We start from the raw sequence: 20703 nt of genomic DNA on the forward strand, positions 1-20703 counted from the left end.
ATCGACCGCGAAGCCGGATCGAAGAGCGAAGCCTCGTGTCACCATGGGACGTGACGCTGCGGAACGCAGCGCGCGAACTCGTGTCGACTCATGGGAACACGTGTTCGAACGGTGGTTCGCTACAAGCGATTCCGCTGTTCGAACCGTTAATGACATGACTGTGATTAGACACGCCGCGGTGTGTCGCGGTCAAGCGGACCGCTCGATTTGCAATACCATCCGATCTCCGGTTTTCCCGGAAGGCGAGACTTCCCCGGTGTTTCGCGTCGGACACGCCGTGGTTCGCGCCCACCGGCCCGATCGCGCCGACGGCGACCGCCTAGGGTCGAGGGTCATGAAGGTGACTGTGGTGGTGGGCGGCGTCGGTGGCGCGCGGTTCCTCCAGGGGGTTCGAGAACTGCTGGGGCCGGACGGCGACGTCACGGCCGTGGTGAACGTCGGTGACGACGTCTGGATGCACGGCCTGCGCATCACACCCGACCTCGACACCTGCATGTACACGCTCGGCGACGGCATCGACACCGAGCGCGGCTGGGGTCGACGCGACGAGACGTGGAGCGTCAAGGAGGAACTCGCGGCGTACGGAGCCCACCCGGACTGGTTCGGGCTCGGGGACCGCGACATCGCGACGCATCTGATCCGGACGCGCATGCTCCGCACCGGGTACCCGCTGTCCGCAGTCGTGGAGGCCCTGTGCGACAGGTGGTCTCCGGGTGTCCGCCTGCTGCCCGTCACGGACGACCGCAGCGAGACCCACGTGGTGATCACCGATCCCGACGACGGCACCGACAAGGCCGTTCATTTCCAGGAGTGGTGGGTGCGCTACCGCGCTGCTGTGACGACTCACAGTTTCGCGTACGTCGGAGCGGACAAGGCGACCCCGGCGGACGGCGTCGTCGAGGCGATCGAGACCGCGGACGCGGTACTGCTCGCACCGTCCAACCCGGTGGTCAGCATCGGCGCCGTCCTGGCGGTGCCCGGCATCCGCTCCGCACTGCGCACCACACCCGCGAAGGTCGTCGGGCTCTCCCCCGTCATCGACGGCAAGCCGTTGCGCGGCATGGCCGACGAGTGCCTGTCCGTCATCGGTGTGGAGACGACGGCCGAGGCCATCGGCCGCCACTACGGCGCCCGCTCGGCGGCGGGCATCCTCGACGCCTGGCTGATCCACGAGACCGACACCGCCGACGTTCCCGGCGTGGACGTGCGCGCGGTACCTCTGCTCATGACCGAGCCCGCGGTGACCGCACGGATGGCGCGCGCCGCGCTCGAGGCAGCGGGCGTCCTGTGACCCGATCCGACGGTCCCGGCGATCATGCACCGGGCGGTTCGATCGAGGTGATTCCCGTCGCGGGACTCCCCGAGTTCCGGCCGGGCGACGACCTGGTGGCAGCAGTCGCCACGGCAGCACCGTGGCTCGCCGACGGCGATGTCCTGGTGGTCACGAGCAAGATCGTCTCCAAGGTCGAGGGACGCCTGGTGCCCGCGCCGACCGACCCGGAGGCGCGGGACGCACTGCGCCGCATCCTCGTCGAGCAGGAGGCCGTGCGCGTCCTCGCCCAGCGCGGTCGCACGCTCATCACCGAGAACCGCCTCGGCATCGTGCAGGCCGCGTCCGGCATCGACGGATCCAACGTGTCGACGGACGAGTTGGCCCTGCTCCCCGAGGATCCCGACGCGTCCGCCCGGGCATTGCGCGACGGTGTACGCCGTTCGCTGGGCGTGGCCGTCGCCGTCGTCGTCACCGACACGATGGGCCGCGCGTGGCGGAACGGCCAGACGGACAACGCGATCGGATCGGCCGGGTTGCCCGTCCTGCACGCGTACGCCGGTGGTCGCGACGCGCAGGGCAACGAACTGATGGTCACCGAGGTCGCGCTCGCGGACGAGCTGGCGTCCGCTGGGGATCTGGTGAAGGGCAAGCTCGGCTCGGTTCCCGTCGCCGTGGTCCGGGGTCTGCACTACGCCGACGACGGCTCCTCCGCCCGCGATCTGGTGCGTCCGGGCGAGGACGACCTCTTCTGGTTGGGAACGCAGGAGGCGCTGCGACGAGGTGCACTCGGCGCGGTACCCGCCCGTCGCTCGGTACGCGAGTTCGACTCGGCCCCGGTCGATCCCGCCGTCGTCGAGGCCGCCGTGGCGGACGCCGTCACCGCGCCGGCTCCCCATCACTCTCACCCGGTGCGCTATGTCGCCGTCCGGACGCCGGCGGTGCGCACCGCACTGCTCGATGCGATGGCAACGCGGTGGCGCGCCGATCTCGAACGAGACGGACGGACCGCGGACTCGATCGAGGCCCGTCTGGCACGCGGTGATCTGCTGCGCACCGCGCCGGAACTGATTCTGGCGTTCGCGGTGCTCGACGAGGCGCACGACTATCCGGACGCGGAACGGCAGTCCGCGGAGACCGTCATGTTCACGGTGGCGGCGGGCGCGTCGGTACAGGCGTTCCTGGTGTCCCTCGCGGCGCGCGGCCTCGGCAGTTGCTGGGTCGGGTCGACCATCTTCGCCGCCGACACCGTGCGCGAGACGCTCGATCTACCCGCCGACTGGCATCCCGTCGGGGCCGTCGCCGTCGGGCACCCGCTCGCTCCCCCGTCGCCCCGCGCGCCGACGCCGCCCGGCTCCGCGTTCCGAGAACTGTGAGGAACCGTCCGTGAGCGCCGAGAGCCTCCACGAATCCGCGAGAGAACTGCTCCGTTCCTGGTCGACCACCGAGCCGCACGACGACTCGATGCGCCACACGATGCTGGCGTTCCTCGACAGTGCGCCGCGTGGCTGTCTCCGCGAGAACGTGGCCGGTCACGTCACCGCGTCGGCGCTGGTGCTCGATCGGAGTGGGTGCCACGTACTCCTGACGCTGCACCCGCGGGTCGGACGATGGCTCCAACTGGGCGGACACTGCGAGGTCGACGACGAGACCGTCCGGGACGCGGCACTCCGCGAGGCGCGTGAGGAGAGCGGCATCGACGACCTGGTTCTCGAGCCGGAGCTGCTCTCCATTCACACGCACCCGATCACGTGTTCGCTCGGCGAGCCGACGCGCCATCTCGACCTGCGCTTCGTCGTACGCGCTGCGGACGGTGCACACATCGTCCGCAGCGCGGAGTCGAACGACCTGCGGTGGTGGCCCGTCGACGACCTCCCCGACGGGGAGGCGGGCGCCGAACGAGACGCGTTGCAGGACATGATCTCCCGCGCGGCGGCTCGCTGAGCCTCGGGCGCCCTGGATTCTCGGAAGCCCTGGATTCTCGGACGCCCTGGATCCTCAGACGTCGGTCGAGAAGCGCACTCCACCGTCGGGCAGCGTCACTCCGGGCCACACCCGGGCGCCGCGGAGCAGCTCGCACCGCGCGCCGATGTTGGCTCCGTCGCCGATGACGGCGTCGCGCACGAGTGCCCGCGGTCCGATGCGCGCACCGAATCCGAGGATCGATCGTTCGACCACCGCGCCGGCCTCGACCACAGCACCGTCGAAGAGGACGGCACCGTCGAGACGGGCGCCCGCTCCCACCTCGGCGCCGCGTCCGACGACCGTGCCGCCGATCAGCAGCGCACCGGGAGCGACGCCCGCGCCGGGATGGACCAGCGACTCGCCCCGCGTCCCCGTCAGCGCAGGCGACGGTGCGATTCCGCGCACGAGGTCGGCGGAGCCCTTCACGAAGTCCTCCGGCGTACCCATGTCGCGCCAGTAGGCGGCGTCGACGTGTCCGAAGACTCGCTTGTCCTCGGCCAGCAGTGCGGGGAACACCTCACGCTCGACGGACACCGGACGATCGGACGGGATCTTCTCGATGATCTCCCGCTTGAACACGTAGCAGCCGGCGTTGATCTGGTCCGTCGGCGGATCCTGGGTCTTCTCGAGAAACGCGGTGACGCGGCCGGACTCGTCGGTGGGCACGCAGCCGAACGCACGCGGGTCACCGACGCGGACGAGGTGCAGGGTGACGTCCGCCTCGGTGGTGCGGTGGGTGTCGAGCACGCCGCGCAGATCGGTACCGCCCAGCACGTCACCGTTGAAGACCATGACGTTGTCGGCGCGGAGCCGGGGCAGGACGTTGCGGATGCCGCCGCCGGTGCCCATCGGCTCCTCCTCGAACACGTACTCGAGCTCGAGGCCGAGTGCGCTGCCGTCACCGAAGTGCTGCTCGAACACCTCCGACTTGAAGGACGTGCCGAGCACCACGTGGTCGATCCCGGCGTCCTTGATGCGCGCCAGGAGATGGGTGAGGAACGGCAGACCTGCCGTGGGCAGCATCGGCTTGGGGGCGGAGAGCGTGAGCGGACGCAGTCGCGTGCCCTTTCCTCCGACCAGAACTACGGCATCGGTCGCCGGAGCAGTCATCGCGTATCGCCTTTCTCAGAAACTTCTCACGAGCTCGAACCTGACCCGACCGTGTCGTCGCGTTGCCGCAGTGCAGCAGTCACGACCACCCTGGACCGCAACGCCAGTCCGGCGCGCAACGTCCACCGGAGAGGAGCTTGCCATCTCCGCGGGTGTCTATCAGCTTGGAAGCGGTAGGCGCTGCGGTGGTGCGCCGGCAGCATCGACTCCGGATGACGCCCCGCGGCATGACCTTTGGCGTGCGTCACGACGGCCGTGGGCACGTAGATGTTGGTCCAGCCCGCTCGTCCGAGGCGATCTCCGAGATCGACGTCCTCCATGTACATGAAATACCGGGAATCGAACCCGTCCACCGAGTCGAACGCGGCACGGCGCAGCAACAGACACGAGCCGGACAGCCACCCGACCGACCGCTCGCTGACCTCGTCGTTGTCCTGCCGGTAGCGCTGCGTCCACGGATTCGACGGCCACACCGAACCGAGCAGTGCGTGCAGCGACCCGGACGTGAGATCGGGAACGCGGCGGGCTGACGGGTAGCGCGAACCGTCCGGCTCGAGGATGAGGGGCCCGAGCGACCCGGCCCGCGGATGCCGTTCGGCGGCCGCCAGCAGCTCGTCGATCGACCCGGGGCCGAACTGGACGTCGGGATTGACGACCATGACGAACTCGGTGGCCGGATCCACCTCGGCGACAGCGCGATTGGCGGCGCCGCCGTAGCCGATGTTCGCTCCGGTGCGCAGCAATCGGACGTTGTCGTACGCGGCCTCGGCCGCCTCGGGCGCGCCGTCGGTGGACCCGTTGTCCGCGAGAATCACCGACACCGGCCGCGTCGTCGCATCCCGCAGGGACTCGAGGAATGCGTCGAGGTGCTCGCCGGGCGAATAGGTCACCGTCACGACGGCCAGGGGGGCACTCACGCCGGTCACCCTACTGGGCGGCTCCGGGCGGGTCCGCGACCGCCCGAGCCGCCAGCGCGGCCGTCAGGGCGTCGCGCCAGGGCCGCAGCGGGGTCAGCCCGGCACCCTTCCAGGCCGCGGGCGAGAGCACCGAGTAGGCGGGACGCGGCGCCGGCCGCACGTAGCGATCACTGCCGCACGGGTGAACACGGTCGGGATCGGCGCCCACGGTCTCGAAGGTCGCCCGAGCGAGGTCGAACCAGGACGCCGTCCCGGCGTTGGTGGCGTGCAGGATCTGCGGCAGCGCTCGCGGCGACGTCGCCGCCTCGAGGAGCGCGTCCGCGAGATCACCCGAGTACGTCGGCGAACCCACCTGGTCGTTCACGACGTCGAGGGTCTCCCGCTCGGCCTCGAGCCGGAGCATCGTGGCGACGAAGTCGGAGCCGGTGCCGGTGTAGACCCACGCGGTCCGCACGATCGTCGCGGACGGCAACGCCTCCAGGACGGCCCGTTCCCCCGCCAGCTTGGTGCGCCCGTAGGCGGTCGCCGGCGCGGTGGGATCGTCGGGTTCGTACGGGGTCCGCGCGTCTCCGGCGAACACGTAGTCGGTCGAGACGTGCACGAGACCTGCACCGACCTCGGCGCACCGCTCGGCGAGCAGGCGCGGTCCCACCTCGTTCAGCAGTGCGGCGCGGTCCTCCTCGGTCTCCGCCGCGTCGACCGCCGTGTGCGCTGCGCAGTTGATCACCACGGTGCCCGGCACCACGGCGGCGGCGATCGACTCCGGATCCGTGATGTCGAGGTCGGCCGATCCGAAGCCGAGCACGCGGGCCCCGCGGTACCCGTCCCGCGCGCGGTCGACGAGTCGGCGACCGAGCTGACCTCCGGCTCCGGTCACCACGATCGTCCTGTCCGAACTCTGCTCTGCGTCGGTGGTCACAGCGACAGAGTGTGGCACGCCGTGGCGGGTTGCGCGGAGCACGGCGACCCTGCCGTTAGCCTGGGGATCGTGACGGATTCTGTGACGGGCCCCGGGACACCGCGCGATCCGTACAGACCTCGGACACAGCGCGGTGCGCAGCGGCGACCCGATTCTCGCGAGTCGGAACCGGGTGCGCGGCGCTCCTCCACCCGCTCCGACCGGGGGCGTCGACCTCCGACCAGCCACCGCCCCTCGCGGACACCGGGGCACTCCAACGCCGGCCGGATCGCCGTCGCACTGTTCTCCGCCGGCGCGTTTCTGGTGACGGGTGTGGCATGGCAGAGCATCGACTCGCTGCGCAGCAACCTCGCGACGGTGTCGAACCTCGATCTCGGCGACGGGGCCGACGGTGCGGTCGACATCCTGCTCGTGGGCACCGACAGCAGGACCGACGCGCACGGCAACGCGCTCTCGCAGAACGAGCTCGACTCGCTCCGCGCCGGCGACGAGGTGGCCAACAACACCGACACCATCATTCTGATCCGCGTTCCCAACGACGGATCGTCCGCGTCGGCGATCTCCATCCCGCGCGACGCGTACGTGAACGTGCCCGGCATCGGCGACAGCAAGATCAACGCCGCGTACGGAGCCACCAAGGAGGAGAAGCGCCTCGAACTCGTCGAGAGCGGGGTGCCCGACGCCGAAGCCGACAGCGAATCGACGCTCGCGGGCCGCAAGGCGCTCATCGACTCCGTCGCGGGCCTCACCGGCGTGACGGTCGATCACTACGCCGAGGTCGGGCTGCTCGGCTTCGTCCTGCTCACCGATGCCGTCGGCGGCGTCGACGTGTGTCTGAACGCGCCGGTCGACGAGCCCCTCTCCGGCGCGCGCTTCGCGGCCGGGCAGCAGACGCTCTCGGGTGCCGACGCCCTCAGCTTCGTGCGCCAGCGCCACGATCTCCCCCGTGGCGATCTCGACCGCATCGTCCGTCAGCAGGTGTTCATGGCGTCGCTGGTCCGCAAGGTGCTCAGCGCCCGCACGCTCAGCAACCCCGGCACGTTGGGGCAGCTCGGGTCGGCCGTGCAGCGCTCCGTCACCATCGACGACGACTGGGACGTCCTCGATTTCGCCACGAAGTTGCAGGACGTCGCCGGCGGCGCGGTCACCTTCGACACCATTCCCGTCGCGGACATCAACGGCGTCACCGACTACGGCGAGTCGATCGTCGCGGTCGACCCCGTCGAGGTGCAGACGTGGGTGCGAGGCCTCATCGGCGACGCGGCGCCGTCCGAGAGCGTGACGCCGACGCCCACCGTTCCCGACATCGACGCCTCGAGTGTCACGGTGGACGTCGCGAACGACAGCGGCGTCGACGGTCTGGCGTCCTCGGTCTCCGACACTCTGTCGGGCGAGGGCTTCGTTCCGGGCGAGGTCGGCAACAACGAGGGTGCGAGCGTCGACCGGACCACCGTGTACGCCGCGTCGTCGGACGGTGATGCCGCGGCGGCCGTCGCCGCGCGGGTCGGCACCGACCGGACCGAGACCGACGACTCGCTGCCGTCCGGGACCGTGCGCGTCGTGCTGGCCTCCGACTACTCCGCTCCCGCAGCGGCGGGATCGCTTCCGGCCGGTGTCTCGCCCGCAGGCGACACCGCCACCCCGGCTCCTGCGGCCGCGGACCCGATCGACGCCGGGTCCACGGGCCCCCAGTGCGTCAACTGATCGGGCCCGTTCGGAAGAATGTCGTCGATGACCTCAGGTGGCACGACGCTCACGGACGCGCTTCTCGGACCCATCCTCGCGGCGGACGCGGCGGGACCGCGCATCACCTACTACGACGACTCGACCGGTGAGCGCATCGAGTTGTCCGCGCTGACTCTGGCCAACTGGGCCGCGAAGACGGCCAACTTCCTCAGAGACGAGCTCGGTGTGTCGCCCGGCGACGTCGTCAGCGTCGTGCTCCCCGCGCACTGGCAGACCGCCTCGGTGCTGCTCGGCGCGTGGTGGGCCGGCGCCGAGGTGACTCTCCGGCCCGATCCGGACGCGGCGGTCGCCCTGGTGACCGCCGCGGGTGTGGAGACCGCCGACGCCGGTGAGGTGGCCGCACTGTCGCTCGACCCGTTCGGTCGGCCCGTCGACGACCTCCCCCTCGGAGTCACCGACTACGCGACGTCGGTTCGCGTGCACGGCGATCAGTTCGTTCCCGTCGGCGCCGGTCCGGCCCTGGAGGGTCGCTCCGTCCAGGACGTCCTGACCGATGCACAGGGCCGCGCCGCAGCGCGCGGACTGTCGGCGACGGACCGGGTTCTCGCGACCGGGTCTTGGGACGACGCCGACGGAATGCTCGACGGTCTCGTCGCGGTGCTCGCGGCCGGCGCGTCACTGGTTCAGGTGACCGCGCTGGACCCGGCGGCACTCGATCGCCGCGTCGCCACGGAGAAGGTCACGACGGTCCTCGAGTGAGATAGCCCCCGTCGCCGAGTCCGGCCTCCACCTCGAAGCGGTTGGCGGCGCCCGGCCGGCGCATCTCCTCCACCAGGTACCGGATCGCGAACGAGAACCCGTGGCGGGCCCACTGGTCGGCGTGCACGGACTCGTGGCGCAGCATCGCCCGCCGTCGACGGGGATCGACGAGCGCGTGTCCGGTGAGGAACGCTCCGCCGAAACACGTTCCGCCGCGGGCGTATCCGCCTCGCATCGCCTCGCACACGATCAGGTTCGACGACGCGTCGTACGAGATCCGCGAGCGCCACAGACGAGCCCAGGTGAGCGCCGTGGCCGTGACGACGAGCGACTGGATGCTGCCGCGCGACACCCGTCGCAGCGGGCTCGACCCCCGCGGACCGGAGGACGTCACACCGAGCTCCCACCCGACGCCGCCCACACGAGAGCCAGTCCACCGGCGCAGGCCAGGACGGAGGCGATCACGGTGGTCCCCGCGTTCGCCGCGGCCGCCCGGTGCCGACCCTCCTGCACGAGTCGGACCGTCTGCACGCTCGCGTTGCTGAACGTGGTGTACCCGCCGCAGAACCCGGTGCCGGCGACGGCCTGCCACTCGGCGGGCCGGCCGGCGAACAGCACGAGCCCGGCCAGGATGCCGAGAAGGAACGACCCACTGACGTTGACGATCAGAGTCCCCAGGGGGAACGGCCGACCGAAACGAGCCGTCACCTCGCCGTCGACGACGAAGCGGACCACCGCCCCGAGCGCACCCGCGAGCAGCACCGCGGCGACCGTCATGTGCGTGGCCTCCGATGGAGGGTGCCACCGGTCACGATGCCCGCCCAGGCACAGATCAGTCCCGCCACGACTCCGACGGCGGCGTAGGTCAGTGCAGTCGTCGGTGCGCCGTCCCGGACGAGCTCGACCGTCTCGAGGGCGAACGTGCTGTAGGTCGTGAACGCGCCACAGAAGCCGGTGCCCGCCACCAGGCGCACCCACCGACGCCGCCCGACGTCCGGTCCCGAGCGCGCCAACGCTTCCAGCAGCAGACCGAGGACGAACGCACCGCTCAGGTTGATCAGGAACGTGGCCCACGGCCATCCCGTTCCGGAGTGCGGCACCCAGGACTCCCCCGCGTAGCGGGCACCCGTCCCCGCGGCACCGCCGACGACGACCGCGGCCAGGGCAGCGGGCGTGCGGTGCAGAGGACGGACCGAGTCCGCGGACGCGGTCATTCCAGCAGACTGCGACGCAGCGCCTCGTCCTTGTCCAGCACCATCTGCTCGAGTCCGCGCTGGAACTCGGCCATCCGTCCACGCAGCTGCGGATCGGCGGCACCGAGAATACGCACGGCGAGCAGACCGGCGTTGCGTGCGCCGCCGATGGAGACCGTCGCGACGGGCACCCCCGCCGGCATCTGGACGATCGACAGGAGCGAGTCCATCCCGTCGAGGTACTTCAGGGGAACCGGGACACCGATGACGGGGAGCGGCGTCGCGGAGGCCACCATGCCCGGCAGGTGAGCGGCACCGCCGGCGCCGGCGATGATCACCTCGATTCCGCGGTCCGCCGCGTCCCGCGCGTAGTCGAGCATGCGCTGCGGCGTCCGGTGCGCGGAGACCACGCCCACCTCGAAGCGGACGCCGAACTCGGCGACCGCCAGGGCGGCGGCCTCCATCACCGGCCAGTCCGAGTCGCTGCCCATGATGATGCCGACCCGGACGGCCGTGCTGTTGCTGTTCTCATCCATGATGCGGATCCCATCCGTCGGTCCAGACGCCGTGCGAGAGCCAGTGCGCGGCACGCTCGGCACGCTCCCGGACCTCGGCGACGTGCTCGGCATCGGACGCGGAGCCGTTCCGCGGGCCCACGATGTTGACGTGGCCGATCTTGCGGTCCTTGCGCTCACCCTTGTCGTAGAGGTGCACCTTGGCGTCGGGCATCCGCGCGAACAGGTGATGCACCCGCTCGTCCATGGTCGAGGACGGCTGCTCCTCGGCGCCGAGGACGTTGGCCATGACGGACACCGGCGCGAGAGGCGCGCAGTCACCGAGGGGATAGTCGAGCACCGCGCGCAGGTGCTGCTCGAACTGCGAGGTCCGGGCACCGTCCTGCGTCCAGTGGCCCGAGTTGTGCGGGCGCATGGCGAGTTCGTTGATCGACAGGGTGCCGTCGACCTTCTCGAACAGCTCCACGGCCATGACTCCCACCACACCCAGCTCGGACGCGATGCGGAGCGCGATGTGCTCGGCGTCCGCAGCCAGGTCCTCGGACAGGCCGGGGGCGGGTGCGATGACGACGGCGCACTGTCCGGACCGCTGCACGGTCTCGACGACGGGCCAGGTCGCTCCCTGCCCGAACGGGGACCGCGCGACCATCGCCGAGAGTTCGCGCGCCATGTCGACACGCTGTTCCGCCATCAGCGGCACTCCGGCGGCGAGCTGGTCGGACACCACGGTGCGCGCCTCGTCGGCGTCGTCGGGCATCCAGACGCCGCGACCGTCGTAGCCGCCGCGCACGGCCTTGATCACGATGCGCCAGTCGTGGGCGTCACCGAAGGCGACGACGTCCTCGACGGACGCCACCTCCGTGAAATCCGGTACCGGTAGTCCCAGTTCCCGCAGGCGAACGCGCATCCGCAGCTTGTCCTGCGCGAAGATCAGCGCCTCGGGAGGCGGCTGGACGTTGACGCCCTCGGCGACGAGGACGTCGAGATGCTCGGTGGGGACGTGTTCGTGATCGAACGTCAGCGCGTCGGCACCGGCGGCGACCGCACGCAGTGCCGCGAGATCGGTGTGCTCGCCGAGCACCACGTCGGCGCTCACCCGAGCCGCCGGATCGTTCTCCCCGGCCGCGAGCACGCGCAGGGTCTGACCCAGCTCGATCGCGGCCTGGTGGGTCATCCGTGCGAGCTGTCCTCCGCCGACCATCGCGACGACGGGCAGGGACGAGGTGCGCTGCCGCGGCGGGTCGGTGCGCGGGGTCTGCTGGGGGATGTCCGAATTCACGGTGTCTCCTGCTGTCACGTCGCTCATCGTGTCACGAGTCCGATTAGTGTTTGGTCACTGCTCTTCGTAAAGTGGGTCACCGTGCCTCTGATCGACCGTGTGGTTGCCGGTATCCCGCAGCCGTTCCGAAGCATCGCCCTCCGCCACTCCGAACTGATCAAGTTCGCGATCGTCGGCGCGACCACGATGGTGTTCGACCTCGCGATCTTCTACTCACTGAGCCTCACCGTGCTCGAGTCGAAGCCCGTCGTCGCCAAGATCTTCTCCGGCGTGATGGCGACGATTCTCAGCTACATCCTCAACCGCGAGTGGTCGTTCAAGAACCGTGGTGGCCGCGAGCGTCATCACGAGGCACTGTTGTTCTTCACCATCAGTGGCATCGGCGTCATCCTCGCCGCCGCTCCGCTCTGGATCGCGAACAACGTCTTCGACATCCGCGAGGGACAGACAACCCTCACCGCGTTGATCATCATCGACTTCGTCCTCAACTACGTCATCGGCAATCTGCTGCAGATGGTCTTCCGATTCTGGGCACTGCGTCGCTTCGCGTTCCCGGACGAGAACGGCCGCGGGATCATCGCGACTTCGCTGATCGAGGACGAGCCGGACCCCGATCTCGATCCCGACGTCGACCCGGACGACGAGCAGACGCAGTTCATGGGTCACAGCTGACGCGACGCGTCAGGCCCCCTCTCCTCACTCACCCGGCGACGGGCCGCTGGTGCGCTGCCGCTCAGCGGCGACAATACGTCGACTATTGTCATCTTCGGATACACATGGTTTAGTTCTGTCATCCCACTCGTCAGAACCATCCCAGCACCGAGGCGGTAGTCGTCATTAGCGTTCGCGACACGATCATCACGAGAACACAGGCACTGGTCCCGATGGAGCGTCAGATCCAGGGACTGCATCTGTGGCAGCGCGCGAAGAGGCTCGTGGTGAGCGACGGGCAGCCACACTTCCGTGAGTCCGCGATCCCCGACGTGGCGGAGCTGGATCTGACCGAGATCGATGTCAGCAACCCGTTCCTGTGGCGGCAGGGATCGTGGGAGGCCTATTTCCGGAGACTGCGAGACGAGTCGCCCGTGCACTTCCGGGCCGACAGCGCGTTCGGGCCGTTCTGGTCCGTCACGCGCTACGACGACATCGTCGCAGTCGACCGGGATTTCGAGACGTTCTCGGCGGAACCGCAGATCATCCTGGGCACACCGCCGGAGGGTCTCGACATCGAAATGTTCATCGCGATGGACCCGCCGCGCCACGATCAGCAGCGCGCCGCGGTGCAAGGCGTCGTCGCACCTCGGAATCTGGAGGAGATGGAGGGTCTCATCCGCTCGCGGGTCGCGGAGGTCCTCGACGAGCTCCCGGTGGGCGAGCCCTTCGACTGGGTCGACCGGGTCAGCATCGAGTTGACCTCGCGGATGCTCGCGACGCTGCTCGACTTCCCGTACGAGGAACGTCGGAAGTTGGTCGAGTGGACCGATCTGGTGGCCGCGAGCGCGTCGGCCACCGGCGGGTCCACCGACACGGACGCGGCGTATCGGGCCGCGGCGGAAGCAGCGCGCAGTTTCAGTGCGCTGTGGCACGACAAGGCGGCGCGCCTCGCAGCCGGCGAGAAGCCCGGGTACGACCTCATCACCCTCATGCAGCTCTCCGAGGACACGAAGGACCTGATCGACTGCCCGATGGAGTTCCTGGGCAACATCGTCCTGCTCGTCGTGGGCGGAAACGACACCACCCGCAATTCGATGACGGGCGGACTGCTGGCCCTGAACCAGTTCCCGGAGCAGTTCGATCGCCTGCGCGCCGATCCGGGCCTGGTACCGAAGATGGTCCACGAGATCCTGCGGTGGCAGACGCCCCTCGCCTACATGCGCCGCATCGCGACTCGAGACACCGTCCTGAACGGTCAGTTCGTCCGCGAGGGCGACAAGGTCGTCATGTGGTACGCCTCGGCCAACCGCGACGAGCGCACGTTCGACGACCCGGACAGCTTCGTGATCGACCGGCGCAACGCACGGCATCACCTCGCGTTCGGCATCGGCACCCACCGCTGCATGGGCAGTCGGCTCGCGGAGATGCAGCTGCGGATCCTCTGGGAGGAGCTGCTGACGCGCTTCGACGACATCGAGGTCCTCGCGGAGCCGACGCGCGTGCAGTCCAACTTCGTTCGTGGCTACAGCTCCATGATGGTGACGACGACACCGAAGGGCGGGGAGCGTCGACGGCACGGCACCTACCGCACCGACCGGAAGGCCGCCGGCGCCGCTCCCGTGGTGGACACGTCCACCGTCACGCCCCCTCGGCAGCGCCGCGACGGCGACGGAGCAGAGCGGACGCAGCTCGATGTGCGGGTCGCACACCGGCGTACCGCGGCGGAGGGCGTCGTCGAACTCGTCCTCACCGATGCCGCCGGCGGGTCGCTGCCGTCCTGGACGCCCGGCGCGCACGTCGAACTGATGCTGCGCCCCGACCTGGTCAGGCACTACTCACTCTGTGGAGACACCGCCGACGAGTCCTCGTGGACGATCGCTGTCCTGCGTGAGCCGGACGGCCGCGGCGGCTCGGCGCACGTGCACGACCACCTGCCGGAGGGAGCCACTCTGCGAGCACGAGGGCCGCTCAACCACTTCGCACTCGATCCCGCACCGAGCTATCTCTTCATCGCCGGCGGGATCGGCATCACACCGATCCGCGCCATGATCGCCGCTGCCCGAGCCGACGGCGCCGAGTGGAACCTGTTGTACGCCGGTCGATCTCGTTCGTCGATGGCGTTCCTCGACGAGTTCGACGGCGACGACCGCGTGACGGTCTGGGCCAAGGACGAACGCGGCGAGCGTGTCGATCTCGACACCGTGCTGGGTGAGCCCCGGCCCGAGACCCTGGTCTACTGCTGCGGGCCCGGCCCACTCCTCGATGCCGTGGAGAACGCGTGCGCGGCGTGGCCGGACGGGGGCCTGCGCCTGGAGCGTTTCGCGGCCGAGACCGTCGAGGCACCCGACGACGCGCTCGACTCGTTCGAGGTCGAGTGCGCGCGCTCGGGGGTGACCGTCACCGTCCCCGACGGCACGTCGATCTTCGACGCCGTCGAGAAGGCCGGTGCCGACGTCATCGGGTCGTGCATGGAAGGCATCTGCGGGACGTGCGAGGCCGACGTCCTGAGCGGCACTCCCGACCACCGCGACTCCGTGCTGTCCCGTCGCGAACGCGAACGCGGGGACACGGTCATGATGTGTGTCTCGCGATCGCTGTCGTCGAAGCTGGTGCTCGACCTGTAGTGCGCCGGGCCGGTGGGACCGAGCCGAGTCCGCTCAGGCGAACCCGCGGACCACCCGGTCGATGCGATCCACCGCCTCGTCCACGTCCACGGACGGTTGCACCAGATGGCTCAGCGTCAGTCGAACCACGCAGTCCACCAACGCGTCCGGCGCTCTCTCGCCCACCAACGCACCGACGGCACTGTTCGCGTGGCCCAACACGGCGTCGGGGTGGACCGTGACCAGGGCGAGCAGACCCGAATCGTGCCCCGGCCGCAGAACGGCTGCGAGAGCGACATTGGCCCGACCGTGTTCGAGCACGCCCCGAACGGCAGCGGAGATGCCGTCCTCGAAGCTGTCGGGATGCGCTGCCAGCCCGGTGCGCACCTGCTCCAGGAATCGCTCGACCTCGCGGTCCACGACGGCGCGACCGAGGTCGTCCTTGGTACCCACCTCCTTGTAGAGGCTCTGCCGGGGCACCCCGGAACGCTTCGCGACCTCGGTCATGCTCAAGCCGTCCCACCCGCGGTCGGCGATGATCTCCACCCCGGCGTCGAGCACCCGCTCGAGTCGCAGAGTCCGCAGTTCGGAATAGAAGTCGGGCGCAGTCACGTCGCGAGCCTAGGTGAGTCGAGCCGGTCAGCGCGGTTCGGACATCCCGGCCGGGATCACCTGGTCCACGCGTGCCGCGGGCAGGAACACCGCGAAGAGCGCCGGACGTCGGCGCTGCAGTTCGAGTCGTCCCCCGTCCGCCTCGACCAGCGCGCGGGCGAGGGCGAGGCCCACCCCGGTGGATCCGGCGCCGGAGAAGCCACGGTCGAAGATGTGCGGCGCGAGTTCGTCTTTGACACCGGTTCCCTCGTCGGAGACCTCCACGACCACGGGCGGCCGTGGTCCGTCCTGCGCGGGTGCACGCGACTCCCCCACGAGGCGCACCGTGACGACGCAGCGCCCGCCGCCGTGGTCCAGCGCGTTGTGCAGCAGCACCGACACCGCCTCGCGGAGCCGGGAACCCGTGACCAGGGCGGTGACCGACGAGTCGCCGCGCAGCTCGAGGTCGCGCCCGGCATCGGCGAACGGCCCGCGCCAGTCGTCGATGACGGGTTCGAGTTCGCCGCGTACGCGCACGGTCGAGGCGTCGGCCGCGCCGTCACTGCGGGACGATCGCACGAGGTCGTCGATCGCGGTGGTGAGCCGGTCCACCTGGGCCATCGCCTCGTTGGCCTCGGTGACCACCTCGGGATCGGGGTGGCCGGACAGCTCGTCGAGACGCAGGCGCACCGCGGTGAGACGGCTGCGCAACTGGTGGGAGACGTCCGCGACGAGGGAGTGTTCGCGTTGCAGGCGCCCCACGATCTCCACCGATGCGGAGTCCAGCACGTCGGACACCCGGTCGAGTTCGGGAATGCCGTGGCGGGTGGGGTCCTTCCGGAAATCGCCCTCGGCCAGCCGGGCGGCCCGCCCCGCGACGTGCTGCAGGGGCGTGGAGAGTCGACGGGACGTGAGGACGGCGACGACGGTGCCGGCCGCGATCGAGGCCAGGACGACGAGCGCCACCGCGCCGACGGCCTGCTTCTGGGCGGTGCGCATCTCGTCGGACGGCACTTCGAGGAGCAGCGACCCGGAGGTGCCCATCGAGAGGGACTCCTCGATCGGATCCTCGACGGACGGTGCGCCGATGTCCATGCGGGACGCCGGGTTCTCGGGGGTGGGGTAGACGACGACGAGGCGCCCGCCCATGGGCACGACGAGACGCAGCGAGGCGGTGTCGAGGCCGCCGTCCACGCGGCCGTCCCCGCCCTCCTGATCGATGATCTCGGACGCCATGCGCTCGAGCCGGGTGCGCAGGTCGCCGCGAGTGAAGTCCTCGACCCACAGCCAGGCGGTGTAGGTCAACGGGATGCCGAGCAGCATGCCGGTGAGGATGACGACCGCGAGGATCGACTGCAGGATCCGACGCCTCATGCGGTGGCCCGGTCAGTCCGTGTTGATCCGGAAGCCGACGCCGCGCACGGTCGCGATGCGTCGTTCGGCCACCGAGCCCTCGTCGCCGATCTTGCGGCGCAGCCAGGACATGTGCATGTCCAGCGTCTTCGAGCCGCGCAGCTCGGCGTCGCCCCACACCTCGCGCAGAATGGTCTCGCGCGAGACCACCTGACCGGCATGGTCGAGCAGGATCTTGAGAAGTTCGTACTCCTTGTTGGCCAGGGGGATCTCGTGGCCGTCGAGCAGGACGCGCCGTGCGGCGGGTTCGAGGCGCAGGCCGCCCACCTCGATGGTGCCGTCCTCGGAGGCCGCGCCGCGGCGCCGGAGCAGGGCCCGGACCCGCGCCATGAGCTCGGCGACGCGGAAGGGCTTGCTCACGTAGTCGTCGGCTCCCGCGTCGAGACCGACGACGAAGTCGACCTCGTCGGTGCGTGCGGTGAGCATCAGGACGGCGAGGTCGGACCTGGTGGCGCGGATCTGCCGGCACACCTCGAGGCCGTCCATCCCGGGGAGCCCGAGATCGAGGATCAGGAGATCGAACGAGCCTTCCAGGGCGCGCGCGAGCGCTGCCGGACCGGTCTGCTCGACCGTCACCGTGTACCCCTCTCGTCCGAGTGCGCGGGACAGCGGGGTCGCGATGGCTTCATCGTCTTCGGCGAGCAGGACTTCGGTCACCGGACCACCCTACGTAGTGCGCGCGGGACCGAGATCGTCTCCGTCGTCCCAGCCGTGATTCTGGGAGTCGAAGACCTGGTGGTACAGCAGGGAGTGGACCCGCTCGACGTCGGGGATGTCGTCGAACTCGAGGGGGTCGTCGGAGCTCGCCACAATCACCAGGGTGCCGGTCTTCAGGAGCCGGTCGAGAAGACCGTGACGGAACTGCACGTTGGACACCCGGCGTACCGGGATGTCGATGCCCGAGTGCGACAGCACACCCTGGCGGACGAGGACGCGTCGGTCGGTCACGACGAAATGTGTGGATCGCCAACGCAGTACGGGGACAGCGGTGCGCCAGGCGATCAGCCCGACCCACACCACCGCGACGGCGATCAGCGCGGCGGACCGCGCCGTGGACTCCAGCGACCGTCCGATCAGACCCACGAGGAAGCCCGCGAGAAGCGTCGCGACGAGGAACGTCAGCACCGGCAGCACGAGCATCTTCCAGTGCGGGTGCCGATGCAGGATCAGGTCCTCCTCGTGCCCCAGTGCGTCCTGCGGAAACGACATGCGATTCTCCTGTGGGGAAGGGGCGGTCAGGCGTCGAGCGCGCGGAGGTGAGTGACGTCGCCCGCCGAGACGGCGACCGGCGTGGTGTCCCCCGACTCGGGCACGATCACCACCCGACCGTGCTCGTCGATGTCGGTCGCGACGCCCACCAGCTCGGTGTCGCCCGGCATCGTGACCCGCACGCGGCGGCCGAGAGTATCGCACCGGGAGCGGTACAGCTCCGCGATCGGCGCGGTGTCCCACCCCGACTCCCGCCACTCGTCCAGTGCCGAACCCACGGCCCGCAGGAAGGCGCGCACCACGGTGCCGCGATCGATCACCGCCGCGCCGGCCAGTTGCAGGGACGTCGCCGTCGGGACGGGCAGCTCCGCCTCGGTGAGGCTGACGTTGATGCCGACTCCGGACACCGCCGTCACGACGGGATGGGTCGAGGCCACCTCCACCAGGATGCCCGCCACCTTGCCTCCGGCGTAGCCGGACGACTCGTCGCCGCGGATGAGGACGTCGTTGGGCCACTTGAGCACCGCGTCGACCTCGGTGACGGTGCGCAGCACGTCGACCACCGCGACACCGGTGAGCAGCGGGAGCCACCCCACCGATCCGGGCGGCACGCCGGGCAGCTTGACCAGCGCCGACACGATGACCTGCGACCGCGCGGGAGCGGTGAACGACCGCGAGTGCCGTCCGCGGCCCGCGTCCTGGACGTCGGCGATCAGCGCAGTGCGGTCACCGGCGGTGTCGGCGACGGCCAACAGGTCCGCGTTGGTCGATCCGGTCCGCGCCACGACGTCGACACGCGACCACGATCCGCGGGGTCCCTCGACGAGTGCGCGGGTGAGCGCACGCCCGTCGAGCGGCGGTCTGTCCAGGTTCTCCCACATGGGGCCGAGCATAGAGACGCGGCCGACGCACCACCCCTGCCACGTCCGGCGGCGCGGCGTCGATACAGTGCTGGTCTATGACGAGTGTTCAGGATGCGTCCGCGCAGGAATCAGTGGCTCGAGAAGAGACGGGGGCTGCCGCACCCGACATCCACACCACTGCCGGAAAGCTGGCCGAGCTCGCCGCCCGCCAGGCCCAGGCCGAGAAGCCCATGGGCGAGGCGGCTGTGGAGAAGGTGCACGCCAAGGGCAAGCTCACCGCCCGCGAACGCATCACCGCGCTCCTCGACGAGGGCTCGTTCGTCGAACTCGACGCCCTCGCCCGCCACCGCTCCGTCAACTTCGGCCTCGCCGACAACCGCCCCTTCGGCGACGGCGTCGTCACCGGCTACGGCACCGTCGACGGCCGCGACGTGTGCGTGTTCTCCCAGGACGCCACCGTCTTCGGCGGCAGCCTCGGCGAGATCTACGGCGAGAAGATCGTCAAGGTCATGGACCTCGCCCTCAAGACCGGACGTCCCCTCGTCGGCATCAACGAGGGCGCCGGCGCCCGTATCCAGGAAGGCGTCGTCTCCCTCGGCCTCTACGGCGAGATCTTCCACCGCAACGTCCGCATGTCCGGCGTCGTCCCCCAGATCTCGCTGATTATGGGACCGGCCGCGGGCGGGCACGTCTACTCCCCCGCCCTCACCGACTTCGTCGTCATGGTCGACAAGACCTCCCAGATGTTCGTCACCGGACCCGACGTCATCAAGACCGTCACCGGCGAGAACGTCACCATGGAGGACCTCGGCGGCGCCCACACCCACATGGAGAAGTCCGGCGTCGCCCACTACGTCGCCTCCGGCGAGCAGGACGCCCTCGACTACGTCCGCGAACTCCTGGGCTACCTCCCCTCGAACAACCAGGCCACCGCGCCCCGCCTTGCCCCCTCGGACCCCATCGACGGGGCCATCGCCGACTCCCTCACCGCCGAGGATCTGGAACTCGACACCCTGATCCCGGACTCGCCGAACACCCCGTACGACATGCACGAGGTCATCCGCCGCATCCTCGACGACGACGAGTTCCTCGAGGTGCAGGAAGGGCGGGCCCGCAACATCATCGTCGGGTTCGGCCGCGTCGACGGGCGCAGCGTCGGCATCGTCGCCAACCAGCCCACCGCGTTCGCCGGCACCCTCGACATCGACGCCTCCGAGAAGGCCGCCCGGTTCGTGCGCACCTGCGACTGCTTCAACATCCCGATCATCACCCTCGTCGACGTCCCCGGCTTCCTGCCGGGCACCGATCAGGAGTTCAACGGCATCATCCGCCGCGGCGCGAAACTGCTCTACGCCTACGGCGAGGCCACCGTCGGCAAGATCACCGTCATCACCCGCAAGGCCTACGGCGGCGCGTACGACGTGATGGGGTCCAAGCACATGGGCGCCGATCTCAACCTCGCGTGGCCCACCGCGCAGATCGCCGTCATGGGCGCATCCGGCGCCGTCGGCTTCGTCTACCGCAAACGCCTCCTCGAGGCCGCCAAGAACGGTGACGACGTCGACGCACTGCGCCTCGAGCTGCAGAACGAGTACGAGGACACCCTCGTCAACCCGTACGTCGCCGCCGAACGCGGCTACGTCGACGCGGTGATCCCCCCGAGCCACACCCGCGGACAGATCGTCACCGCACTGCGCCTGCTCGAACGCAAGATGGTCACCCTGCCTCCGAAGAAGCACGGCAACATCCCGCTCTAG

At 69.9% G+C, this 20703-nt stretch carries 21 protein-coding genes; 8 read left to right on the forward strand and 13 right to left on the reverse strand.

Going from position 1 to position 20703, the window contains the following annotated elements; translation table 11 throughout:
* Positions 1-334: 334 nt before the first annotated feature.
* From cofD to OHB23_RS16610, 3 genes are read left to right on the forward strand one after another with little or no spacing between them, the layout of a single operon-like run.
* Entirely contained in the window at positions 335-1291 is a 957-nt protein-coding gene (gene cofD, locus OHB23_RS16600; protein ID WP_027506879.1) for a 2-phospho-L-lactate transferase, read from the forward strand.
* Positions 1288-2646, forward strand: a complete 1359-nt coding sequence (locus OHB23_RS16605; protein WP_328809920.1) for a coenzyme F420-0:L-glutamate ligase — start codon at positions 1288-1290, stop codon at positions 2644-2646. Before cofD ends, OHB23_RS16605 begins: the two co-directional genes overlap by 4 nt.
* A 10-nt stretch (positions 2647-2656) precedes the next feature.
* A complete protein-coding gene (locus OHB23_RS16610; protein ID WP_328809921.1) occupies positions 2657-3214 on the forward strand; it encodes an NUDIX hydrolase in 558 nt (185 codons plus the stop codon).
* 54 nt (positions 3215-3268) lie between these two features.
* Here OHB23_RS16610 and OHB23_RS16615 read toward each other — a convergent pair whose 3' ends face one another.
* Genes OHB23_RS16615 through rfbD form a run of 3 tightly spaced genes read right to left on the reverse strand, consistent with a single transcriptional unit; the run spans position 3269 to position 6181 of the window.
* The gene (locus tag OHB23_RS16615) at positions 3269-4345 is read right to left on the reverse strand and encodes a sugar phosphate nucleotidyltransferase (RefSeq protein ID WP_027506882.1); all 1077 of its coding nucleotides are present in this window, start codon (positions 4343-4345) and stop codon (positions 3269-3271) included.
* Between the two features lie 26 nt (positions 4346-4371).
* Complete coding sequence (locus OHB23_RS16620) at positions 4372-5262, reverse strand: glycosyltransferase family 2 protein (protein WP_222647020.1); 891 nt, start codon at positions 5260-5262, stop codon at positions 4372-4374.
* A gap of 10 nt (positions 5263-5272) precedes the next feature.
* Positions 5273-6181, reverse strand: a complete 909-nt coding sequence (gene rfbD, locus OHB23_RS16625; RefSeq protein ID WP_285188816.1) for a dTDP-4-dehydrorhamnose reductase — start codon at positions 6179-6181, stop codon at positions 5273-5275.
* A 267-nt stretch (positions 6182-6448) separates the two neighbouring features.
* Between rfbD and OHB23_RS16630 the strand changes: the two genes are divergently transcribed.
* Together OHB23_RS16630 and OHB23_RS16635 are read left to right on the forward strand one after the other, a co-directional pair.
* On the forward strand, positions 6449-7885 hold the full coding sequence (locus tag OHB23_RS16630; protein WP_328811667.1) for an LCP family protein: 1437 nt from the start codon (positions 6449-6451) through the stop codon (positions 7883-7885).
* A 27-nt stretch (positions 7886-7912) separates the two neighbouring features.
* On the forward strand, positions 7913-8626 hold the full coding sequence (locus tag OHB23_RS16635; RefSeq protein WP_328809922.1) for a TIGR03089 family protein: 714 nt from the start codon (positions 7913-7915) through the stop codon (positions 8624-8626).
* Here the strand turns inward: OHB23_RS16635 and OHB23_RS16640 are convergent.
* The 5 genes from OHB23_RS16640 to OHB23_RS16660 are packed head-to-tail and all read right to left on the reverse strand — an operon-like array spanning position 8607 to position 11640.
* Positions 8607-9020 (reverse strand): hypothetical protein, encoded by a 414-nt coding sequence (locus OHB23_RS16640; RefSeq protein ID WP_231476447.1) that lies wholly within the window; start codon positions 9018-9020, stop codon positions 8607-8609. The genes OHB23_RS16635 and OHB23_RS16640 overlap by 20 nt on opposite strands.
* Positions 9017-9403 (reverse strand): fluoride efflux transporter CrcB, encoded by a 387-nt coding sequence (crcB, locus tag OHB23_RS16645; protein WP_328809923.1) that lies wholly within the window; start codon positions 9401-9403, stop codon positions 9017-9019. Before crcB (OHB23_RS16645) ends, OHB23_RS16640 begins: the two co-directional genes overlap by 4 nt.
* Positions 9400-9840 carry a fluoride efflux transporter CrcB gene (crcB, locus tag OHB23_RS16650; protein ID WP_222650409.1) on the reverse strand — a complete coding sequence of 147 codons (441 nt, stop codon included), beginning with the start codon at positions 9838-9840 and terminating at the stop codon, positions 9400-9402. The genes crcB (OHB23_RS16645) and crcB (OHB23_RS16650) overlap by 4 nt, the downstream gene beginning before the upstream one ends.
* Complete coding sequence (gene purE / locus OHB23_RS16655) at positions 9837-10355, reverse strand: 5-(carboxyamino)imidazole ribonucleotide mutase (protein WP_027506889.1); 519 nt, start codon at positions 10353-10355, stop codon at positions 9837-9839. Before purE ends, crcB (OHB23_RS16650) begins: the two co-directional genes overlap by 4 nt.
* Positions 10348-11640, reverse strand: coding sequence for a 5-(carboxyamino)imidazole ribonucleotide synthase (locus OHB23_RS16660; RefSeq protein ID WP_442972991.1), 1293 nt, complete (start codon positions 11638-11640; stop codon positions 10348-10350). Before OHB23_RS16660 ends, purE begins: the two co-directional genes overlap by 8 nt.
* A 54-nt stretch (positions 11641-11694) precedes the next feature.
* On the opposite strand from OHB23_RS16660, the gene OHB23_RS16665 reads away from it, so the two are divergent.
* Positions 11695-12285, forward strand: a complete 591-nt coding sequence (locus tag OHB23_RS16665; RefSeq protein ID WP_328809924.1) for a GtrA family protein — start codon at positions 11695-11697, stop codon at positions 12283-12285.
* A 212-nt stretch (positions 12286-12497) separates the two neighbouring features.
* Complete coding sequence (locus OHB23_RS16670; protein ID WP_328809925.1) at positions 12498-14891, forward strand: cytochrome P450/oxidoreductase; 2394 nt, start codon at positions 12498-12500, stop codon at positions 14889-14891.
* Positions 14892-14924: 33 nt separating this feature from the next.
* On the opposite strand, the gene OHB23_RS16675 is transcribed toward OHB23_RS16670, so the two are convergent.
* From OHB23_RS16675 to OHB23_RS16695, 5 genes are read right to left on the reverse strand one after another with little or no spacing between them, the layout of a single operon-like run.
* On the reverse strand, positions 14925-15482 hold the full coding sequence (locus OHB23_RS16675; protein ID WP_027506893.1) for a TetR family transcriptional regulator: 558 nt from the start codon (positions 15480-15482) through the stop codon (positions 14925-14927).
* A 27-nt stretch (positions 15483-15509) separates the two neighbouring features.
* Positions 15510-16835 carry an ATP-binding protein gene (locus tag OHB23_RS16680; RefSeq protein ID WP_222647012.1) on the reverse strand — a complete coding sequence of 442 codons (1326 nt, stop codon included), beginning with the start codon at positions 16833-16835 and terminating at the stop codon, positions 15510-15512.
* A 12-nt stretch (positions 16836-16847) separates the two neighbouring features.
* Positions 16848-17531, reverse strand: a complete 684-nt coding sequence (locus OHB23_RS16685) for a response regulator transcription factor (protein WP_222638688.1) — start codon at positions 17529-17531, stop codon at positions 16848-16850.
* A 9-nt stretch (positions 17532-17540) separates the two neighbouring features.
* A complete protein-coding gene (locus tag OHB23_RS16690) occupies positions 17541-18083 on the reverse strand; it encodes a PH domain-containing protein (RefSeq protein ID WP_027506896.1) in 543 nt (180 codons plus the stop codon).
* A gap of 26 nt (positions 18084-18109) precedes the next feature.
* Entirely contained in the window at positions 18110-18964 is an 855-nt protein-coding gene (locus OHB23_RS16695) for a biotin--[acetyl-CoA-carboxylase] ligase (RefSeq protein WP_328809926.1), read from the reverse strand.
* A gap of 77 nt (positions 18965-19041) precedes the next feature.
* Here OHB23_RS16695 and OHB23_RS16700 point away from each other — a divergent pair, with 77 nt between their 5' ends.
* Complete coding sequence (locus OHB23_RS16700; protein ID WP_261769639.1) at positions 19042-20703, forward strand: acyl-CoA carboxylase subunit beta; 1662 nt, start codon at positions 19042-19044, stop codon at positions 20701-20703.

The sequence above is a fragment of the Rhodococcus sp. NBC_00294 genome (genome assembly GCF_036163995.1).
GTDB lineage: Bacteria > Actinomycetota > Actinomycetes > Mycobacteriales > Mycobacteriaceae > Rhodococcoides.